The sequence below is a fragment of the Methylocystis sp. MJC1 genome, assembly GCF_026427715.1.
In the GTDB taxonomy this organism is placed as follows: Bacteria; Pseudomonadota; Alphaproteobacteria; order Rhizobiales; family Beijerinckiaceae; genus Methylocystis.
Window position 1 is genome coordinate 2078735 of sequence record NZ_CP107558.1, and the last position, 16512, is coordinate 2095246.

Below are 16512 nucleotides of genomic sequence, written 5' to 3' on the forward strand. Positions count from 1 at the left end.
CTATTTCATCACCTGATAAGGCGCGATGTCGCGAAAGCCCGCCTCCGCAGCAGGGTCGACCCGGAAGTCGATCATCATGGGCGCAACCGTGCGGCCAATTAGTTTCCGCCAGCCCTTGTGCGCAGCCGCTATGGCGAGCTTGCCCCAAAAGGCCGGGCCGGTCGTCGCGCGGGAGAGATCGCGGCCGCCAAAGAGCGGCCTCAATAGCCCATTGGCGTAATCGACCGCATAGCCGGCGCGCAGCTCATCCGTCCAATGCTCCGTCGTGAATGATACATTCACGCAATCCGCGTTGCGGACGCGATGCGGCGCATTGCGGGGCCAGCTCGACCAGTCGCCCGGCAGAAGTTCGAAACTTTCGGCGCCCGCGTCATATGACGGATCATAGGGAAGATCGGTGTCGAACGCGCGCCGAAGGACGATATTCTCGATCTTGTTCTGCGGCAGATAGGGTGCGCGCGGCGGATAGACCCAGACGCGCTTCCGGCCCCTCACCTGCCATAGGCTCTGGCCTGGAACGTCGGCATGCAAAGCGACATTCATGTTCGGAGAGGAAATCAGCACGCTCATCGAGCGCTTGTAGCTGCGAAAGCCCGGCACGCGCCGCTCGACGTCGCCGAACAGGTCGCTCAGAAAATCGTCGTAGGATTCAAAGGCTTCATGGACGCGCTGGAGATGAACCCAAATGTTTCCCCGCGCCACCGCCGCCATCACCTCGCGGCCGGAGAGCCCCGACATATCGCCCTCCCGCCATTTGCGTGGGTCGGTTTCGTCGCGGGCTATGGTATTGACATGGAATCGGTCGCGGGGCGTCGCTTCAATCAGACGCTCCAGCGCCGCGTCGCAGAACAGCGGGTGGTCGGCCAGCCTATGCCGCAACAGCATGGGTTTTCGGCCGAACTCTGCGATCTGCTCGGGACGCCATTCTGTAAGAGTTTTGGTCATCGCAGTGCTTGAGCCCGTGAAAATTCGCGACAGGCTAGCGCTCGAAATGGAAATAAAAGGTGGATGCGGCAAGGAGTCTCCCATGATCGACCTCTATTACTGGCCTACCCCGAACGGCCATAAGATCACGATCTTCCTGGAGGAGACGGGTCTGGCCTATCGCATCAAGCCGGTGGACATCGGCAAGGGCGACCAGTTCAAGCCAGAGTTTTTGGCCATCTCGCCCAACAATCGCATGCCGGCGATCATCGACCGCACGCCTGCCGACGGCGGGCCCGAGGTCGCATTGTTCGAATCCGGAGCGATCCTTCTCTATCTCGCCGAGAAGACGGGCCGGTTGCTTCCTGCCGACCTGCGCGGACGCATGCACGCCCTGCAATGGCTGTTCTGGCAGGTTGGCGGGCTCGGCCCGATGGCCGGGCAAAACCACCATTTCGCCAAATATGCGCCGGCGCGCATCCCCTACGCCATCGAGCGCTACCGCAACGAGACCAATCGCCTCTATGGCGTGCTGGATCGCGAGCTCGCCAAATCGCCCTATGTCGCCGGCGACTACTCCATCGCCGACATCGCCTGCTATCCCTGGATCGTGCCGCACGCCGACCAGGGCCAGGATTTGGACGACTTCCCGCATCTCAAGCGCTGGTTCGAAACGATCAAGGCCCGGCCGGCGGTCGCCCGCGCCTATGCCGCCGGCGCGCCCTATGAGCGCAAAGGCCCCGATTTTTCCGCGCTCGAGCGGGAAATTCTCTTCGGCCAGACGGCCGAGCGCCCGGATGCGAAATAGGCTATAGGCGGGGCGCCAGGGAAATGGCCGGGCGCGCAGCTTCCCTCCCCCTCCCCTTTACGGGCTAAGGGAGTCACACATCTCGGGGCCGTCATGGCCGGGCTTGTCCCGGCCACCCACGCCCTGGGGCACAGCCCAACAGGACGCGTTATCGCTATGGATGAATGCCCAGCATTAGCTGTCGCTGCATGGCGTGGATGGCCGGGACAAGCCCGGCCATGACGAGGGCGGCGACATGAAGATGTGTGCATGCGGGCCATGCGCCCCTCCCCATGATCGCTCTACACCTGATGCTCAGCGAAACACCAAGGAGACTTAGCCGCGCCATGTCCAACGACCGTCAATTCTACGCCCAGGAAACCGCTAAGGCGCTCATCGAGGTGCAGGCTGTGCTCGTCAATGTCGAGAAGCCTTTCATCACCACGGCAGGATGGGCGTCGCCCGTCTATATCGACATGCGCAAGGTTATCAGCTTCCCGCGCCTGCGCCGCCGCCTGACGGAATTCGCCGCGCGTACGATCGAGCGCGACATCGGCTATGAGTCCCTCGACGTGATTGCCGGCGGCGAGACGGCGGGCATCCCCTTCGCCGCCTGGGTGTCGGACAGCCTGATGCTGCCGATGCAATATGTCCGCAAGAAGCCCAAGGGCTTCGGCCGCAACGCCCGCATCGAGGGCGATCTTCACGAGAACGGCCGCGCTTTGCTCGTCGAGGATCTCGCCACCGACGGCGGCTCCAAGAAGGATTTCGTGCAGGCGCTGCGCGACGCCGGGCAACGCTGCGAGCATGTGTTCGTGTTTTTCTTCTACGACATCTTCGCCGGCGCCCGGGACGATATGGGCAAGCTCGGCGTCGAGCTGCATTATCTCGCCACCTGGCGCGACGTGCTGGCGGTGGCCCGGGAGCACGGCTATTTCCCCGAGCATGCGCTGAAGGAGATCGAGGCCTTCATCGCCGATCCGATCGCCTGGTCGGCCGCGCATGGCGGGGCGGACAAGCCGAAGGCGTAAGGCTGCTCGCCAAACCTGCCAATGTCGTCATTGCGAGCAAAGCGAAGCAATCCAGAGCAGCATCCCGGCGCTGGGTCGCTTCGTCGCTTTCGCCCTCGCAATGACGGGCCCTCAATAGCAGCTGATGAACTCGCGATAGACCCAGCCGAGCCGTTTGCCGCCTGCAGTCGAGACATAGGCCCAGGGCTTGCCGTCGCTGTCCTCGCCATAGCGTTGGATGTAGACGACGCGGCCGTTCTCGATCGCGCCGATGATGTTCTTCCGCTGGTCGCGGATATTGAGAGGCGTGCCGGCCGAGTCCGTCACCTTGCAGCGGTCGCCGGCGAGCGCTGGCGCGGCCCAGGCGACCGTGGCGGCGAGCGCGGCCAGAGTCAGGCCGGCGCCCATCGACAATTTCTCAGTCATAGAAACCTCCTTGATCTGCGCAATCCGCTATAATCGCCCCGGCCGCGCGCGCAGTTGCGCGGGCGCACAGAGCTTCCGATGAACAAGACGGCCCCTTTCGCCTGCCTCCTCGCCATCGCCGCCACGACGGCCCATGCCGAGCCGCCGCCCGGCTTCGCGCGCCTCGCAGACAATGCGCCAGATATTGCGCAGGACATGCGTTATGCGGGGCCGGATAATTTCACCGGCCATCCGGTTCCCGGCTATCGCGCGCCGCAATGCTGGCTGCGCGCCGAGGCCGCTAGGGCGCTTGCCGACGCGCAGGCCGACGCGAAGGCGCAGGGCTTCTCTCTCGCCGTCTATGACTGCTACCGGCCGATGCGCGCCGTCGCCTCATTCGTGGAATGGTCGCGCAACGCCGACCAGACGACGAAGCCCGCCTATTATCCGCGCCTCGACAAGAGCCAGCTCTTTGCGCAGGGCTATATCGCCGCGCAATCCACCCATTCGACGGGCCTCGCCGTCGATCTCGGCGTCGTCGGCTGGAATTTCGGCACGCCCTTCGATTTCTTCGATCCGCGCTCCTGGACGAAATCCAAAGTCGCCGGAGACGCACGCGCGCATCGCGACGCGCTGGTCGCGTTGATGAAACGCCACGGCTTCGAGAATTATCCGCGCGAGTGGTGGCATTACGCCTTCAAGGGCGCGGGGGATGCGGCGCGCTACGATCTGGAGATCGAGTAAGCTGGTTCGCCTGCGGCGCCGAGTTCACCAATACCACGATCATTCGATATGGAATCGGCTCGACCGGGCTCACTGTCATTCCCGACGCTCGCGCAGCGAGCGATCTGGAATCCAGGGCAAAGACAGCGCTTTTGTGGCTCTGGATCCCCGGTCGGGCTTTAAGCCCGCCGGGGATGACGAAGCCCGCCCGCGCGTCGTTCAAGCCAAAAAAAGGAAAAGCTTTTCGCGTCATCCCACTGCAGGTCCCGCTGGGGGAAATTTATTCTTTGGCGCTTTTGCCCAGACCCGCGAGTCTCTCCTGACAATTCGCCCGAATCCAGTCTGCCAAAGCCATTTCGTCGATCTCGCGATTGGCGAACTGCGACATCAGAACGAAACACTCCTCGTCGCTCGCCTCCAGCTCAAAGCCGTTGTCCACAAGAAATAGCTCCATCGCCACGAGGGCCACGCGCTTCTTGCCGTCGACGAAAGGATGACAGCGGATGAAGCCGGCGGCGGTGGCCGCGGCGAGGCGCGCGGCGTCGCATTGCGGGTCCTTCAGCGCAAGGTCTTTGGGGCGCATGATCGCATCCGTCAAAGCCGCCTCGCTGATGAGGCCGACGGCTCCGCCATGTGCGGCAAGAACCTCCTCATGGATCGCAAGCGCGATATTTCTATCGAGAAATCGCCAGCCGGTCATTTTGCAAGCTGGCGCAGCGCATTATGTCGCTGGCTGATGATCCGCCGCGCCAGCGCTACGCGGCGTTCGAAGTCGGGGTCGCTTTTGGTGATTCGGTAGCCCTCGGGAGAGCGCGTCAGATACAGCCGGTCGCCTTTTTCAACCGCAAGATCGGCAATGATCTCGCGCGGCAGCACCACCCCGAGGGAATTGCCGATGCGGATAATCTTGAGCGCGCCAAAGGCTTCGCCAGGATTTGTCTCGCTCAATGTTTGAACTCTCGTATCAACATGATGTGTTAATACCAAAGTTAAAACACACAAATGGCGGCGGCAACATGACAAATGACCGCCGGTGGATAAACTGCGCCCTCCATGCGACCCGACATTCTCTCCCCGCTCTTTGGCCGCGTTGCAGCCCTTTCCGGCGTCGGTCCGAAGACCGCGCCTCTTTTCGATCGCCTGTTGGCCAAGGCCGGCCAGCAGGCGCGCCTTGTCGACCTGCTGTTCCATCTGCCCACGAACATCATCGACCGCAGCCAGCGCCTCACCATCGCCGAGGCGCCATTGGAGACCTTGGTGGTCATCAAGGCGCGCGTCGCGGCGCATCGCCGGCCGCAGGGACGCTACGCGAAGCAGCCCTATCGGGTGCTCGTCGAGGACGACACGGGCGATGTGGAGCTCGTCTTCTTCCTGGCCAACGCCGATTGGATTGAACGCAGCCTGCCGCTGGGAGCAACGCGCTGGATCTCAGGCCGCATCGAGCTTTACGACGGCCGCCGCCAGATGGTGCATCCCGACCGCGTGCTCGACGAGGCCGGCCTCGCCAAGCTGCCGCCCTATGAAGCCGTTTATGGACTCACCGAAGGATTGCAGGCGCGTTTTGTCTTGCGGGCCACAGAAGAGGCGCTTGCGCGCTTGCCCGTGCTGCCCGAATGGCAGGAGCCAACCGTGCTCGCCGCCAACAAGCTCCCCGCCTTCGCCGACGCCCTGCGCACGGCGCATCGCCCGGACAGTCCCGCGTCTCTCTCGCCGCAGCATCCCGCGCGGCAGCGCCTGGCGCTCGACGAATTGCTCGCAAGCCAGCTCGCGTTACGGCTGATGCGCGCAAAAATGCGCCGCCTGCCGGGACGGGAGAACAAAGGCGACGGGCGCATCTCGCGCGCAATCGAGGCCGGCCTTCCCTTCCGCCTCACCGGCGCGCAGCAACGCGCCCTCGCGGATATCCGCGCCGACCTTGCCTCGCAGATGCGCATGCTGCGTCTTGTCCAGGGCGACGTTGGCTCCGGCAAGACGGTTGTCGCTGCGCTCGCCATGACGAGCGTTGTCGAATGCGGGCGACAGGCAGCCTTGATGGCGCCGACCGAAATTCTCGCGCGCCAGCATTATGAGCGCCTCGCGCCGCTCATGGAGCCCGCGGGCGTGCGCGTGAAGCTTCTTACCGGACGGTTGAAGCAAAGCGAACGCGCCGCGGCGCATGCCGCCATTGCGGCCGGAGAGGTCGATGTCGTCGTCGGCACGCATGCGCTGGTGCAGAGCGATCTCGCCTTCCACGATCTCGGCCTCGCCGTCGTCGATGAGCAGCATCGCTTCGGCGTGCAGCAGAGGCTCGCGCTCGGCGCCAAGGGCGAGGCGGTCGATGTGCTGGTGATGACGGCGACGCCCATTCCCCGCACCTTGGCGCTCACGGCGTTCGGCGACATGGACTCCTCGGCCCTGGACGAAAAGCCGCCCGGCCGCACGCCGATCTCCACCCGCGCCCTGCCCGCGGCGCGCATTGGCGAAGTCGTCGCAGGGCTCCAGCGCGCGCTGGCCGAAGGCGCTCGCGCCTATTGGGTATGCCCGCTTGTGGAAGAGAATGAAGACCTCGACCTTGCCGCCGTCGAGGCGCGCGCCGCCGATCTGCGCCATTATTTCGGCGACTCCGTTGGTCTGCTGCACGGAAAAATGAAAGGGCCTGAAAAAGACGCCGCCATGGAGGCCTTCCAGCGCGGCGGCACGCGCCTGCTCGTCGCAACGACAGTGGTGGAGGTCGGCGTCGACGTGCCCGAAGCGACGATCATGGTGATCGAACACGCCGAACGCTTCGGCCTTGCGCAATTGCATCAGCTCCGCGGGCGTGTCGGCCGTGGCTCGGGAAAGTCGAGCTGCCTCTTGCTCTATAAGGGCCCGTTGAGCGAAGCCGCAAAGGCGCGCCTGATGGTATTACGGCAGACGGAAGACGGATTCCGTATCGCGGAAGAGGACTTGCGGCTGCGCGGCGAAGGCGAGTTACTCGGAACGCGGCAGGCCGGCTTGCCGGGCTTTCGTCTCGCCGATCTTGCCGCCCACGCCCGCCTCCTCGCCATCGCACGGGACGACGCCGAGATCATCCTACGGCGCGACCCCGAACTGGCGAGCGATCGCGGCAGCGCGCTGCGCGCCCTGCTCTATCTTTTCGAGCGGGACGAAGCGATCAGACTTTTACGCGCAGGGTAAAATCACGCGGCCGCCCGCAGAGCGTCACCAAACTCGGGGAGGAAGCCCGCCACCGTCTCAAAGGGGACGCGACGGTCAAAATTCAACGTCCGGGCGTCGGCGACAATAAGAGCCTGCGGCGCGAGCAGCACGGTCTCGAAATCCATGTAGTTCTGAAAGCACTCTTGATTCATCATGGCCTTTGCGACGGCGCGGTAGGTGCCCTTCTCCGACGCCGCCAACTCGTCCGCGCGCATTGCTCTTTCGACATGCAACGCAAAGCGAAGCTTCGTCTGCTCCACCTCGAAAATGAAAAGCATCTTGGTTGAGATGTGGCCCGTGGATTCCGAACGCCAATTGCGCCACCACGGTTCCGGCCCCTGAGCCTCCTGCTGCTCAGCCTGAAGCAATCGGGCCAAGGGCCAAAGACGGGAGAACTTCGTGCGGCTGAGGAACCAGGAGCGAAATTCATGCGACGCGCCAAGCGTCGACGCAAAAACTTCATCCAAATCGCTGGAAGCTGGGATTCCCTGCATTTTCGATATCCTATCAGGCAAGACAAAGTCCGGACGGCGCTCGGGCTATTCTCTCCTTCCTAGGCTTCCGACGTGAATCTTGCGTTTAGAGAGCCGTCTCCAACTTCGTAAGCTTAACGACCAATTAAAACTATATTCGTCGAGCCAGAGCGATGCGGTTGCTGTTGACGCCTTTGCTGTTGTTGGCGACGCCCCAACAATTGCTGGTCTTGGTGAAACGTTGGCGGTTGACCATCACGCATAGCCTTTCGAAGGGCAAGCCTTCCATGGCCTCCCAAACAAGACGCTCGAGCAGAACCGCTCCGCCGCGCACCTCGCCGACCTCATAAGCGACATGGCCGCCTGGCCTGACGACACGCGCCAACTCTTCGAACACGCTGCGCGTCATAAGCGTCCAGGCGTCGAGACTGCGCAACTGCGATAGCGCGATCGCATCCGTATCCACAGCGGCGAACCAGTTGCGCAGCCAATTGTCGCCTCGATAATCCACGACGTCGAGAAAGGGTGGCGACGTCACGACCAGATCGACCGACGCGTCGCTCAAATGAGCAAGCTTCGCCGCATTGGCCACTGATAGAATGGCCGGAAGTCCCGGTGGCGGCGGCCCATCGGCCAGCAGCGACCGCGATTTTCTGGAGATCAGGGCTGCGACGTCGCGCATCGGCGGCGTTTGCGCACGGCGCGCATTGATCTTCACCTGCGCCTTGACGCTCACGGCCTGGTTAGGGGGCATTGTGTAGACGGAAAAAAAGCCCGGCGAATGGCCGGTCAGGCGGTTCAGCGCGACCATTCTGATCCAATCGTCGACCGGATCGGGCGCGACCTCGGGCGGCAGGCGCTCGATGAGCCAGGCGCGCAAGGCGCAAATCTGCCGCAACGTCTCCGGATGGTAGAAGGCGAGAAGATCCTCGCGCTCAATCTGGCCGGAGCCCAGCGGCGCTTCCGCAAGGCGCGCGACGATGGCCTCTATCGCCGGCGGACCAAGCCGCGGCCGCGTCAGCATCAGCGAGAGCGGATTTGCGTCGGAACCGACCGCCCGGCGCCCCAGCAAGGCGGCTTGAAGCGGCGTCGTGCCGCGACCCATGAAGGGATCACAGACCACGTCATTGGGTTTGGTCAGACGCTCGATAAAGAAAGCCGGCAGCTGCGGCTTGAAGCAGGCGCGGTAGCTGATCTCGTGGAGCGAATGCGCGGAGCGCTGCGCGGATGTCCAATATTCATTTACGTAATACGTAAGACCACACTCTTCCACCACCTGAGTAGCCGCGCCAAACAAGTCAAAGGCGCGCAAGGACGCGAGGAAATCGCTCTCCTGCGCCGCGCCGGCCGTGTTACGCAATGCGATCGGCAAGCCTGGGGCGTCCCTTAATCTCGGCGCCAAGTTCTGCGCGCGCCAGGGCCAACTCATATTGCAATTGCAAATCCAACCAGTCTTCCGGGTCGACCCCGAACCAATGACCGAAGCGCAGCGCCGTATCCGCCGTCACGCCGCGTTGGCCATTGATAATAGCCGTCACGCGATTGACCGGCACGCCAATATCTCTGGCAAGATCGGAAGCGGTTAGGCCCAGGTCAAAGAGATGCTGCGCGAGAATCCGGCCCGGATGCGTTACCTCCGTCTCAGCAGGCGCCAACTGGAAACTGAGCTGGGGCGTTGTGCGGCGAAGCGGTGCGCGCGGCGTGGCCGCCTTGGCGACGTGGCGCGGCGCGGCAGCAATGGGCGTCGCTTTGCGCGCCGGGGCAGAAACGGCGTTAACGCTCGCCCCCCGCTTGGGCGGCGAACGTTCGTCGCCCTCTGGAAAGGCGCCCGTCAGAAGGAGGCGGGTGAGCGCCTCGTAGTATGTGCCTGCGATAGGCTCCACTCGCTCCCTCCTCATCTATTATGCGCTCCGTAAAACGCTAAGGTGCGACATTCGACTTCTCGCCCTCGGCCCATTGCGCGCGGGTCTCGGCAATGAAATCGGAAAGCCGGCCCTCGACGATCGCGGCGCGCAACCCGGCCATCAACTGCTGATAATATGCCACATTGGCCTGAGTCAGCAGCATCATTCCCAAGATTTCCCCAGCCTTTACGAGATGGTGGAGATAGGCGCGGGAGTAATCGCGCGCGGCAGGGCACGAGGATTCGGGGTCGAGGGGCCGCAGGTCTTCCGCGTGGCGGGCGTTCTTTATGTTGATTTTTCCGAAGCGCGTATAAGCGAGGCCATGGCGGCCGGCACGGGTGGGCATCACGCAATCGAACATATCGATCCCGCGCGCGACCGCCTGCATAATGTCGTCCGGCGTGCCGACGCCCATGAGATAGCGGGGCTTTCCGGCCGGGAGATGCGGAACGGTCGTCTCCAGCATGTCGAGCATGACCTCCTGCGGCTCTCCGACCGCAAGACCCCCAACCGCCAAGCCGTGGAAATCCATATCGGCGAGCGCCCGGGCGCTTTCGATGCGCAAGCTTTTGTTCGCGCCGCCCTGAACGATGCCGAAGATCGCCCTACCCGGCTGTTCCTGGAAAGCCTTGCGCGAACGCTCGGCCCAGCGCAACGACAGACGCATGGCGCGTTCGGCTTCTTCATCCGAGCATGGCAGACGCACGCATTCGTCGAATTGCATCTGAATGTCGGAGCCCAGCAAATGCTGGATCTCCATCGAGCGCTCGGGCGACAGATGGTGGCGCGAGCCGTCGATATGCGACTGAAAGGTGACGCCGCTTTCATCGAGCTTGCGCAGCTTGGCGAGCGACATAACCTGAAAGCCGCCGGAATCCGTCAGGATCGGATAAGGCCATCGCATGAATTCGTGCAGGCCGCCGAGTTTGGCGACCCGCTCGGCGCCGGGCCGCAGCATCAGATGATAGACATTGCCAAGCAGAATATCCGCGCCCGTCGCGCGCACGTCCTGCGGAAACATGGCTTTCACCGTCGCCGCCGTTCCGACAGGCATAAAGGCGGGTGTGCGGATTATTCCGCGCGGCGTAAAAATCTCACCCTTACGCGCCGCGCCGTCGGTCGCCTGCGCGGCGAAAGAGAATTCATCGCTCATTTTCGGTCCTTGACGCCGAGCTCGGCGAGCTTAACGATTTTATACTGTCCGTAATCCGTCTCGTTGAACCACACGGAGAAGATTGCGCCCACTCTTATTTCCATCTTCCGTAAGTCGGTGCGCCATGGGTCGACGCTCTTGCCGAACTCGATGCGCCCGTCGCGTCGCAGGATGAAGGGAAGCGGCGCGGCGCCGTCGAGGTCAAAGGCCCCGAAGACGTCCCATGTTGACGCGACGCGTAAATCCTCGACCCGCAGATCGACGGTCATCCGCGCCTCGGTGGGGTCGTCCCGCCATTGCGCGATCAGCCTCACGTCGCGCGCCTCGCTCATCGGTCGGCGCGGTAAAGAAGGCTGGCGTCGCCGTAGGAATAGAAGCGATAGCCATTGGCAATGGCGTGCGTATAGGCGGCTTTCATGCGGTCGACGCCGCAAAAGGCGCAGACCAGCATGAAGAGCGTCGAGCGCGGCAAATGGAAATTGGTGAGCAGCATGTCCGTCGCGCGGAATTTGTAGCCCGGCGTTATGAAGATGCTTGTACGCGCTGCGTAAGGGAGAATCTCACCCTCCGCGCTCGCGGCGCTTTCCAGCGTGCGCAAAGCCGTCGTGCCAACGGCAATGATACGGCCGCCCCTGCTGCGCGCGGCGTTCAACGCCTGCGCAGTGGCCGCGTCGATGCGGGCGAATTCCTCATGCATCTTATGCGCGTCGGTATCATCTGCCTTGACGGGCAGAAACGTGCCGGCCCCGACATGGAGCGTAACGCGATGGAGCGTCACGCCCATCGCTTCTATCTCGGAAAGAAGCGCCGGCGTGAAATGCAGCCCGGCGGTCGGCGCGGCGACGGCACCCGCCTCGCGCGCGAAAACCGTTTGATAGTCCGTCTCGTCACGTTCGTCGGCCGCCCGCTTGCCGGCGATGTAAGGCGGTAAGGGCATTTCGCCCAAGGCTTCGATTGCTGTGTCGAGGGCGGAGCCGGTGAGAGCGAAATGCAGAGTGATCTCGCCTTCCGCTCCCTTGGCCTCGACCTGAGCCACGAGGGAGGCAGCCTCGTCATTGCGAGGACCGTCAGCGACGACGCAATCCAGAGCCGGGATGGCGCTCTCTGTTGCTTCGCTTCGCTCGCAATGACGGAAGAAGCGGATGTCGTCGCCGACGACGAGCTTCTTTGCCGGCCGCATGAGCGCGCGCCAGCGAGATGCGTCGAGCCGCTCGATCAGCGTCGCCTCGACACCCGCGCTCAATTCGCCGCGAATGCGCTTTCCGGAAAGCCGCGCGTGAATAACGCGCGTGTCGTTGATGACGAGAGCGTCGCCGGGACGCAAATAGGAGAGAAGGTCGCGCACGATCCGTTCCTCGAAAGAGCCGGACGGCGGAACGACAAGCATGCGTGCGCGATCGCGCGGCTCTACAGGCCGTAGCGCGATGCGGTCTTGTGAGAGCTCGAAGTCGAAGAGATCGACGCGCATGTTTGTTGCTCGATCAAACGGGCGGCAGGCGAGGCGCGCGCCATCTTCCGCTTTACCGGGAGGGCGGCGGTTGAAGGCCGCCGGGTGGGGCTCTTTCGCCGCTAAACTAAACCACCCCGTCACAGCCCGCGTTGACGCCCCTCGCGCTTCGAGACGCCTGCTGCGCAGGCTCCTCAGCATGAGGGGCTTCTGCATCTACGCCAAACACTTAGGCCTCATCCTGAGGAGCGAGCGAAGCTCGCGTCGCGAAGGACGAGGCCGCCTCAGAAGTGTGTCAACGGACTGAGAGCGTTCAGCCGCCCAGCGTCGCCTTGATGATCTTGTCGGGATCCTTCACCGGCTCGCCGCGCTTGATCTTATCGACATTCTCCATACCGGAGATCACCTCGCCCCAGACCGTATATTGGCGGTCGAGGAAATGGGCGTCCGTAAAGCAGATGAAGAACTGCGAATTGGCCGTATCGGGATGCGAGGCGCGCGCCATGGAGCAGGTTCCGCGCACATGGGGCGCGTCGTTGAACTCGGCTTCGAGGTTCGGATATTGCGAACCGCCCGTGCCGGTGCCGCGCGGGCAACCGGTCTGGGCCATGAAGCCCTCGATCACGCGATGGAAGACGATGCCGTCATAGAAGCCCTCGGAAACGAGCTTCTTGATGCGCTCGACATGCTTGGGCGCGAGATCGGGGCGGAGTTTGATGACGACCGGACCCTTGGTGGTCTCCAGCGTCATGGTGTCGGCGGCTTCAGTCATTGTGGCTCCTATTTTTGTTGGCCAGCGCCCGTTTCGCCGCATGTCATGGCCGGGCTTGTCCCGGCCATCCACGAAAGGCGTCCTGGCGTGGATGGCCGGGACAAGCCCGGCCATGACGCTGGAATTGTTTGCGACGTTAGCTCTCGTCGCCGGCGGCGCGCATCTTCACGATCTTGTCCGGGGCAACGACCATGCCGTTGTTGGATTTGTCGCCTTTCTTGATCTTGTCGACGACGTCCATGCCCGAGATCACCTCGCCCCAGATCGTATATTTTCCCTGGAGCTGCGGCGCGTCGGCGTAGCAGATGAAGAATTGCGAATTGGCGGAATCCTTGTCGCCGGGCTGGCGGGCCATGGCGACCGTGCCGCGCTTGAAGGGCAGATCGCTGAACTCGGCCTTGAGATCGGGATAACGCGAGCTGCCCATGCCCGTGCCCTCGGGGTCGCCGGCCTGCGCCATGAAGCCGTCGATCACGCGGTGGAAGACGATCCCGTCATAGAAGTGTTCCTTGGCGAGGCGCTTGATGCGCTCGACATGCTTGGGCGCCAGATCAGGCCGCAGCTTGATGGTGACGCGCCCGTCCTTGGTGTCGAGATAAAGAAGATCGTCTTCGGCGCGGGCGATCGAAGCGGTTCCCAGCGCGGCCGAAAAAGCCACGGTTGCAAGCAGCAGGCGGCGGGTGAGTTTCATTCAAACAGTCTCCCTCTTGAGGCCTTGGTTTTATCCGCGCCTTGCAATGGCGCGTTTCAGGGCGTCGACGGAAGCGGCCGGCGCGAAGGCCGACACGTCGCCGCCGAGCGCCGCGATCTGGCGCACGAGGGTGCCGCTGATGTGGCGGAGCCCTGGCGAGGCCGGCAGGAAAACCGTGCGAATGCCGGGCGCGAGCGTCCCGTTCATCCCCGCCATCTGCATTTCATAGTCGAAATCCGAGCCGTCGCGCAATCCGCGCAGGATCGCGCCGGCGCCCTGCTCTTTCGCCGCATCGACCACGAGGCCGTCGAAGCTTGCGACGGCAACCTTCTCGCCGAAACCCTCAAGGGCGGCGACCGTCCGGATCGTTTCGGCCCGCTCCTCGAAAGTGAGCCACGGCGTCTTGCCGGGGTGCACGCCGATGGCGACGACAACCTTGTCGAAAAGCGCGACGCCCTGGCGCAGAATGTCCAAATGACCATTGGTCAGCGGATCGAAAGTGCCGGAATAGAGTGCGATGCGGCTCATGAGGCGCGCTCGTAGACGATCTCGCCGGCCACCACAGTCACCTTCGGCGCGCCCTGTAACAGGGCGCCGTCGAAGGGCGTGTTGCGGCAGCGCGAATGGAGCTTTTCGGGATCGACGACGAAGGGCTCATCCGGATCGAAGCGGATGAGATCGGCCGGCGCGCCCTTTTGCAGACGGCCCTGCTCCAGTCCGAGGATTTCCGCCGGACGCGACGACATGGCGGCGAGGAGCTTGGGGAGCGAAATATCGCCGGAATGCACGAGCCTCAAGCCGGCGGCGAGCATGGTCTCCGTGCCGATGGCCCCGAACTCGGCTTCCGCAAAAGGCAGGCGCTTCATTTCCACGTCCTGCGGATCGTGGTCGGAGACGACGACGTCGATCAGCCCCTCGGCAAGCGCGGCGACGAGCGCCTTGCGTTCGTCCTCGAGACGCAGCGGCGGGCGCAGCTTCAGGAAGGTCCGATAATCGCCAATGTCGTTTTCATTGAGCGTGAGGTGGTTGATCGTCACGCCGCAAGTGACGGGAAGCCCCGCCGCCTTGGCGGCGCGTAGCGCGTCGAGCGACAGCGTCGTCGTGACGATGGCTGCGTGATAGCGCGCGCCAGTGAGCGCGACGAGCCGCAGATCGCGATCGAGCATGAGCGCCTCCGCTTCGCGCGGCACGCCCGCAAGCCCCAAGCGCAGGGCGAAATCGCCCTCATTCATCACGCCGCCCGCAAGGTCCGGGTCCTGCGGGAAATGCACCACCAGCGCGCCGAAGTCGCGCGCATAGCTCATGGCGCGGCGCATCACGAGGGCGTTTTTGACCGACCGCGCGCCATCGAAGAAGGCCACGGCGCCCGCCTGCTGAAGAAGCCCGAGCTCGGCGATCTCCTTGCCGTCGCGCCCCTTGGTGAGCGCCGCCATGGGCAGCACCCGCACGCGCCCCGTGTCGCGCGCGCGGCGCAGGACGAAATCGACGACCGCCGGGTCGTCGACCGCGGGAAAAGTGGCGCTTGTGGCGACAAGCGTCGTCACGCCGCCGGCTGCCGCGGAGAGCGTGGCGCTGGCGATGGTCTCGCGATGCTCGGCGCCGGGTTCGCCGACGAAGGCCTGCATATCAATGAGGCCAGGCGCGAGCACATCACCCGCGCAATCAATGACTCGGGCGCCGTCGACGGCGCTTTGCGCGCTCAGCCCCGGTCCAAGATCGGCGATGCGCCCATCCACGACGAGCAGCCCGCCGCGCGTCTCGCTCCCCGTGGCGGGGTCGATCAAGCGGGCGTTGACGAAAAGGAGCGGCGCGGAAGGCCGAGGCGACGGCTGATGAGGCGACATGGCGCCTGATTAGGGCATTTTGCCGAGGTTGGGAATGCGCAGAGGCGATGAATGTCCCGCGGCGGCATTGGCGATCGCAAGCCAGCGCAAGGCCCGGCCACATCCCTTCACTTTGATAAGACCACCGCTTGTCTTGAAACCAGCTAGTATAAATCTGATGGATCCAAATAGATTGCCCATTTGTTTGCGCGTCTGTGGTCCTTTTGCTTGGAAGATTTCTCGCTCAACCTGCAGGCGTCAACGAGACGGCGTTCCCCCTGTTGCCTTGTTGGCGAGCGACGGCCGGCCTCTCGCGAGGCCTTGGGAGCCGGCCGTCGTTCCCTCGTCGACAGGCGGAATTCGCAAACAACGAACTAAAGGGAGCGAAACATGGCTGTTAACGTCCATAGCGGCGAAGTCGGGAAAGTCCTGATCTACATCGCCGGATTTGTAGCCTTCGTCATTGTCGCGATGACCTGGGTCCCCGCGTGGATCTCACCCGACTCGGCGAATATCACGGGCAACACGGGCTCGACCGCGCGCATGGTGCAATAGGCGCGCAAAAAGGGCGTTCCAGGAACCGATCCGCCTGGAACGCCCATTTCATCCGCTAAAGCGGGCCTACAACCCCACAGTTCCAGTCAGCGCCGGCCGCGCCTCATAGAGCGGATACTCCGCCTCGACGATATAGGGCCCGCCGCCCACCGAATCCCGCGACGAGTAAAGCACAAAGCGGTCGGCCGTGAACCGCAGCGGCGGGAAATAGCCGCGCGCCCCGAGATAGGCCGCAACGGACGCCGAATTCGACCCACGCAGCCGCGCGAGCGTCACATGCGGCGAATACTTGCGCGGCTCCGGCGGCGCGCCGAGGCGCCGCATCAGCCTCTCCTGCTCGGCCTGCATCTCAATCAGCGCCGGATCCGGCCGCACGCGCGCTACGATGGCGCGCGGCTTGTCGCCGCCGAAAGAGGCGAGCTGATCGATGGTCACCTCGACTTCGGGACGCTGGATAAAGGCGAGCGCATTCGCCGCATCATGGGCGAAGCGGTCGTCGACGTCGCCCAGGAAGCGCAGCGTGATGTGGTAGTTCTCGACGTCGATCCAGCGCCCGCCGGCGACGCCCCCGCGCAGTCGCGAAAGGCTGTCCGCGATATGGGGAGGAACTTCCAGGGCCGTGAAAAGTCTAGGCATGTGCTCCTCCTCGATGCTGTTGAACATCCCGC

20 protein-coding genes are annotated in these 16512 nt (G+C 63.7%); 5 read left to right on the plus strand and 15 right to left on the minus strand.

Features of this window, described 5'->3' with window-relative positions; all coding sequences use genetic code 11:
• Positions 1-945: a hypothetical protein gene (locus OGR47_RS10110; protein ID WP_165048722.1), complete on the minus strand. Its 945-nt coding sequence runs from the start codon at positions 943-945 to the stop codon at positions 1-3.
• Between the two features lie 82 nt (positions 946-1027).
• Here OGR47_RS10110 and OGR47_RS10115 point away from each other — a divergent pair, with 82 nt between their 5' ends.
• Both OGR47_RS10115 and OGR47_RS10120 read left to right on the plus strand, forming a co-directional pair.
• Positions 1028-1732 carry a glutathione binding-like protein gene (locus OGR47_RS10115; protein WP_165048724.1) on the plus strand — a complete coding sequence of 235 codons (705 nt, stop codon included), beginning with the start codon at positions 1028-1030 and terminating at the stop codon, positions 1730-1732.
• 326 nt (positions 1733-2058) lie between these two features.
• A complete protein-coding gene (locus tag OGR47_RS10120) occupies positions 2059-2742 on the plus strand; it encodes an orotate phosphoribosyltransferase (protein WP_165048727.1) in 684 nt (227 codons plus the stop codon).
• 111 nt (positions 2743-2853) lie between these two features.
• On the opposite strand, the gene OGR47_RS10125 is transcribed toward OGR47_RS10120, so the two are convergent.
• Entirely contained in the window at positions 2854-3147 is a 294-nt protein-coding gene (locus tag OGR47_RS10125; RefSeq protein WP_165048729.1) for a peptide-binding protein, read from the minus strand.
• A gap of 78 nt (positions 3148-3225) precedes the next feature.
• Between OGR47_RS10125 and OGR47_RS10130 the strand changes: the two genes are divergently transcribed.
• Positions 3226-3870: a M15 family metallopeptidase gene (locus tag OGR47_RS10130; protein WP_165048731.1), complete on the plus strand. Its 645-nt coding sequence runs from the start codon at positions 3226-3228 to the stop codon at positions 3868-3870.
• A 259-nt stretch (positions 3871-4129) separates the two neighbouring features.
• Here OGR47_RS10130 and OGR47_RS10135 read toward each other — a convergent pair whose 3' ends face one another.
• The gene (locus tag OGR47_RS10135) at positions 4130-4549 is read right to left on the minus strand and encodes a type II toxin-antitoxin system death-on-curing family toxin (RefSeq protein WP_165048733.1); all 420 of its coding nucleotides are present in this window, start codon (positions 4547-4549) and stop codon (positions 4130-4132) included.
• Positions 4546-4797 carry an AbrB/MazE/SpoVT family DNA-binding domain-containing protein gene (locus OGR47_RS10140; RefSeq protein ID WP_165048736.1) on the minus strand — a complete coding sequence of 84 codons (252 nt, stop codon included), beginning with the start codon at positions 4795-4797 and terminating at the stop codon, positions 4546-4548. Before OGR47_RS10140 ends, OGR47_RS10135 begins: the two co-directional genes overlap by 4 nt.
• A 105-nt stretch (positions 4798-4902) precedes the next feature.
• Here OGR47_RS10140 and recG point away from each other — a divergent pair, with 105 nt between their 5' ends.
• Positions 4903-7005 carry an ATP-dependent DNA helicase RecG gene (gene recG, locus OGR47_RS10145; RefSeq protein ID WP_165048738.1) on the plus strand — a complete coding sequence of 701 codons (2103 nt, stop codon included), beginning with the start codon at positions 4903-4905 and terminating at the stop codon, positions 7003-7005.
• A 2-nt stretch (positions 7006-7007) separates the two neighbouring features.
• Here the strand turns inward: recG and OGR47_RS10150 are convergent, their stop codons facing one another.
• The 10 genes from OGR47_RS10150 to pyrC form a co-directional block, all read right to left on the minus strand.
• Complete coding sequence (locus tag OGR47_RS10150) at positions 7008-7241, minus strand: hypothetical protein (RefSeq protein WP_165048740.1); 234 nt, start codon at positions 7239-7241, stop codon at positions 7008-7010.
• A gap of 409 nt (positions 7242-7650) precedes the next feature.
• Positions 7651-8871: a DNA methyltransferase gene (locus OGR47_RS10155; RefSeq protein ID WP_246729550.1), complete on the minus strand. Its 1221-nt coding sequence runs from the start codon at positions 8869-8871 to the stop codon at positions 7651-7653.
• Positions 8852-9382: a HigA family addiction module antitoxin gene (locus OGR47_RS21795; RefSeq protein ID WP_306792322.1), complete on the minus strand. Its 531-nt coding sequence runs from the start codon at positions 9380-9382 to the stop codon at positions 8852-8854. The genes OGR47_RS10155 and OGR47_RS21795 overlap by 20 nt, the downstream gene beginning before the upstream one ends.
• 37 nt (positions 9383-9419) lie before the next feature.
• On the minus strand, positions 9420-10556 hold the full coding sequence (tgt, locus tag OGR47_RS10165) for a tRNA guanosine(34) transglycosylase Tgt (RefSeq protein WP_165048746.1): 1137 nt from the start codon (positions 10554-10556) through the stop codon (positions 9420-9422).
• The gene (locus OGR47_RS10170; protein WP_165048748.1) at positions 10553-10888 is read right to left on the minus strand and encodes a hypothetical protein; all 336 of its coding nucleotides are present in this window, start codon (positions 10886-10888) and stop codon (positions 10553-10555) included. Before OGR47_RS10170 ends, tgt begins: the two co-directional genes overlap by 4 nt.
• A complete protein-coding gene (gene queA, locus OGR47_RS10175) occupies positions 10885-12024 on the minus strand; it encodes a tRNA preQ1(34) S-adenosylmethionine ribosyltransferase-isomerase QueA (protein WP_165048750.1) in 1140 nt (379 codons plus the stop codon). The genes OGR47_RS10170 and queA overlap by 4 nt, the downstream gene beginning before the upstream one ends.
• Positions 12025-12316: 292 nt before the next feature.
• Positions 12317-12775 (minus strand): peptidylprolyl isomerase, encoded by a 459-nt coding sequence (locus tag OGR47_RS10180; protein WP_165048752.1) that lies wholly within the window; start codon positions 12773-12775, stop codon positions 12317-12319.
• 136 nt (positions 12776-12911) lie between these two features.
• A complete protein-coding gene (locus tag OGR47_RS10185; RefSeq protein WP_165048754.1) occupies positions 12912-13466 on the minus strand; it encodes a peptidylprolyl isomerase in 555 nt (184 codons plus the stop codon).
• A 30-nt stretch (positions 13467-13496) separates the two neighbouring features.
• Positions 13497-13994 (minus strand): pantetheine-phosphate adenylyltransferase, encoded by a 498-nt coding sequence (gene coaD / locus OGR47_RS10190; protein WP_165048756.1) that lies wholly within the window; start codon positions 13992-13994, stop codon positions 13497-13499.
• Positions 13991-15310 (minus strand): dihydroorotase, encoded by a 1320-nt coding sequence (pyrC, locus tag OGR47_RS10195; RefSeq protein WP_165048758.1) that lies wholly within the window; start codon positions 15308-15310, stop codon positions 13991-13993. The genes coaD and pyrC overlap by 4 nt, the downstream gene beginning before the upstream one ends.
• Positions 15311-15679: 369 nt before the next feature.
• Here pyrC and OGR47_RS10200 point away from each other — a divergent pair, with 369 nt between their 5' ends.
• Positions 15680-15844 carry a hypothetical protein gene (locus tag OGR47_RS10200; RefSeq protein WP_165048762.1) on the plus strand — a complete coding sequence of 55 codons (165 nt, stop codon included), beginning with the start codon at positions 15680-15682 and terminating at the stop codon, positions 15842-15844.
• A gap of 66 nt (positions 15845-15910) precedes the next feature.
• Here OGR47_RS10200 and thpR read toward each other — a convergent pair whose 3' ends face one another.
• Positions 15911-16480: an RNA 2',3'-cyclic phosphodiesterase gene (gene thpR, locus OGR47_RS10205; protein WP_165048764.1), complete on the minus strand. Its 570-nt coding sequence runs from the start codon at positions 16478-16480 to the stop codon at positions 15911-15913.
• Positions 16481-16512: the final 32 nt, after the last annotated feature.

Coding starts and splice junctions, on each gene's coding strand:
- OGR47_RS10110 (WP_165048722.1), bottom strand. CDS start 945: ATGACCAAAACTCTTACAGAATGGCGTCCCGAGCAGATCGCAGAGTTC.
- OGR47_RS10115 (WP_165048724.1), top strand. CDS start 1,028: ATGATCGACCTCTATTACTGGCCTACCCCGAACGGCCATAAGATCACG.
- OGR47_RS10120 (WP_165048727.1), top strand. CDS start 2,059: ATGTCCAACGACCGTCAATTCTACGCCCAGGAAACCGCTAAGGCGCTC.
- OGR47_RS10125 (WP_165048729.1), bottom strand. CDS start 3,147: ATGACTGAGAAATTGTCGATGGGCGCCGGCCTGACTCTGGCCGCGCTC.
- OGR47_RS10130 (WP_165048731.1), top strand. CDS start 3,226: ATGAACAAGACGGCCCCTTTCGCCTGCCTCCTCGCCATCGCCGCCACG.
- OGR47_RS10135 (WP_165048733.1), bottom strand. CDS start 4,549: ATGACCGGCTGGCGATTTCTCGATAGAAATATCGCGCTTGCGATCCAT.
- recG (WP_165048738.1), top strand. CDS start 4,903: ATGCGACCCGACATTCTCTCCCCGCTCTTTGGCCGCGTTGCAGCCCTT.
- OGR47_RS10150 (WP_165048740.1), bottom strand. CDS start 7,241: ATGCGCGCGGACGAGTTGGCGGCGTCGGAGAAGGGCACCTACCGCGCC.
- tgt (WP_165048746.1), bottom strand. CDS start 10,556: ATGAGCGATGAATTCTCTTTCGCCGCGCAGGCGACCGACGGCGCGGCG.
- OGR47_RS10170 (WP_165048748.1), bottom strand. CDS start 10,888: ATGAGCGAGGCGCGCGACGTGAGGCTGATCGCGCAATGGCGGGACGAC.
- queA (WP_165048750.1), bottom strand. CDS start 12,024: ATGCGCGTCGATCTCTTCGACTTCGAGCTCTCACAAGACCGCATCGCG.
- OGR47_RS10180 (WP_165048752.1), bottom strand. CDS start 12,775: ATGACTGAAGCCGCCGACACCATGACGCTGGAGACCACCAAGGGTCCG.
- OGR47_RS10185 (WP_165048754.1), bottom strand. CDS start 13,466: ATGAAACTCACCCGCCGCCTGCTGCTTGCAACCGTGGCTTTTTCGGCC.
- coaD (WP_165048756.1), bottom strand. CDS start 13,994: ATGAGCCGCATCGCACTCTATTCCGGCACTTTCGATCCGCTGACCAAT.
- pyrC (WP_165048758.1), bottom strand. CDS start 15,310: ATGTCGCCTCATCAGCCGTCGCCTCGGCCTTCCGCGCCGCTCCTTTTC.
- OGR47_RS10200 (WP_165048762.1), top strand. CDS start 15,680: ATGGCTGTTAACGTCCATAGCGGCGAAGTCGGGAAAGTCCTGATCTAC.
- thpR (WP_165048764.1), bottom strand. CDS start 16,480: ATGCCTAGACTTTTCACGGCCCTGGAAGTTCCTCCCCATATCGCGGAC.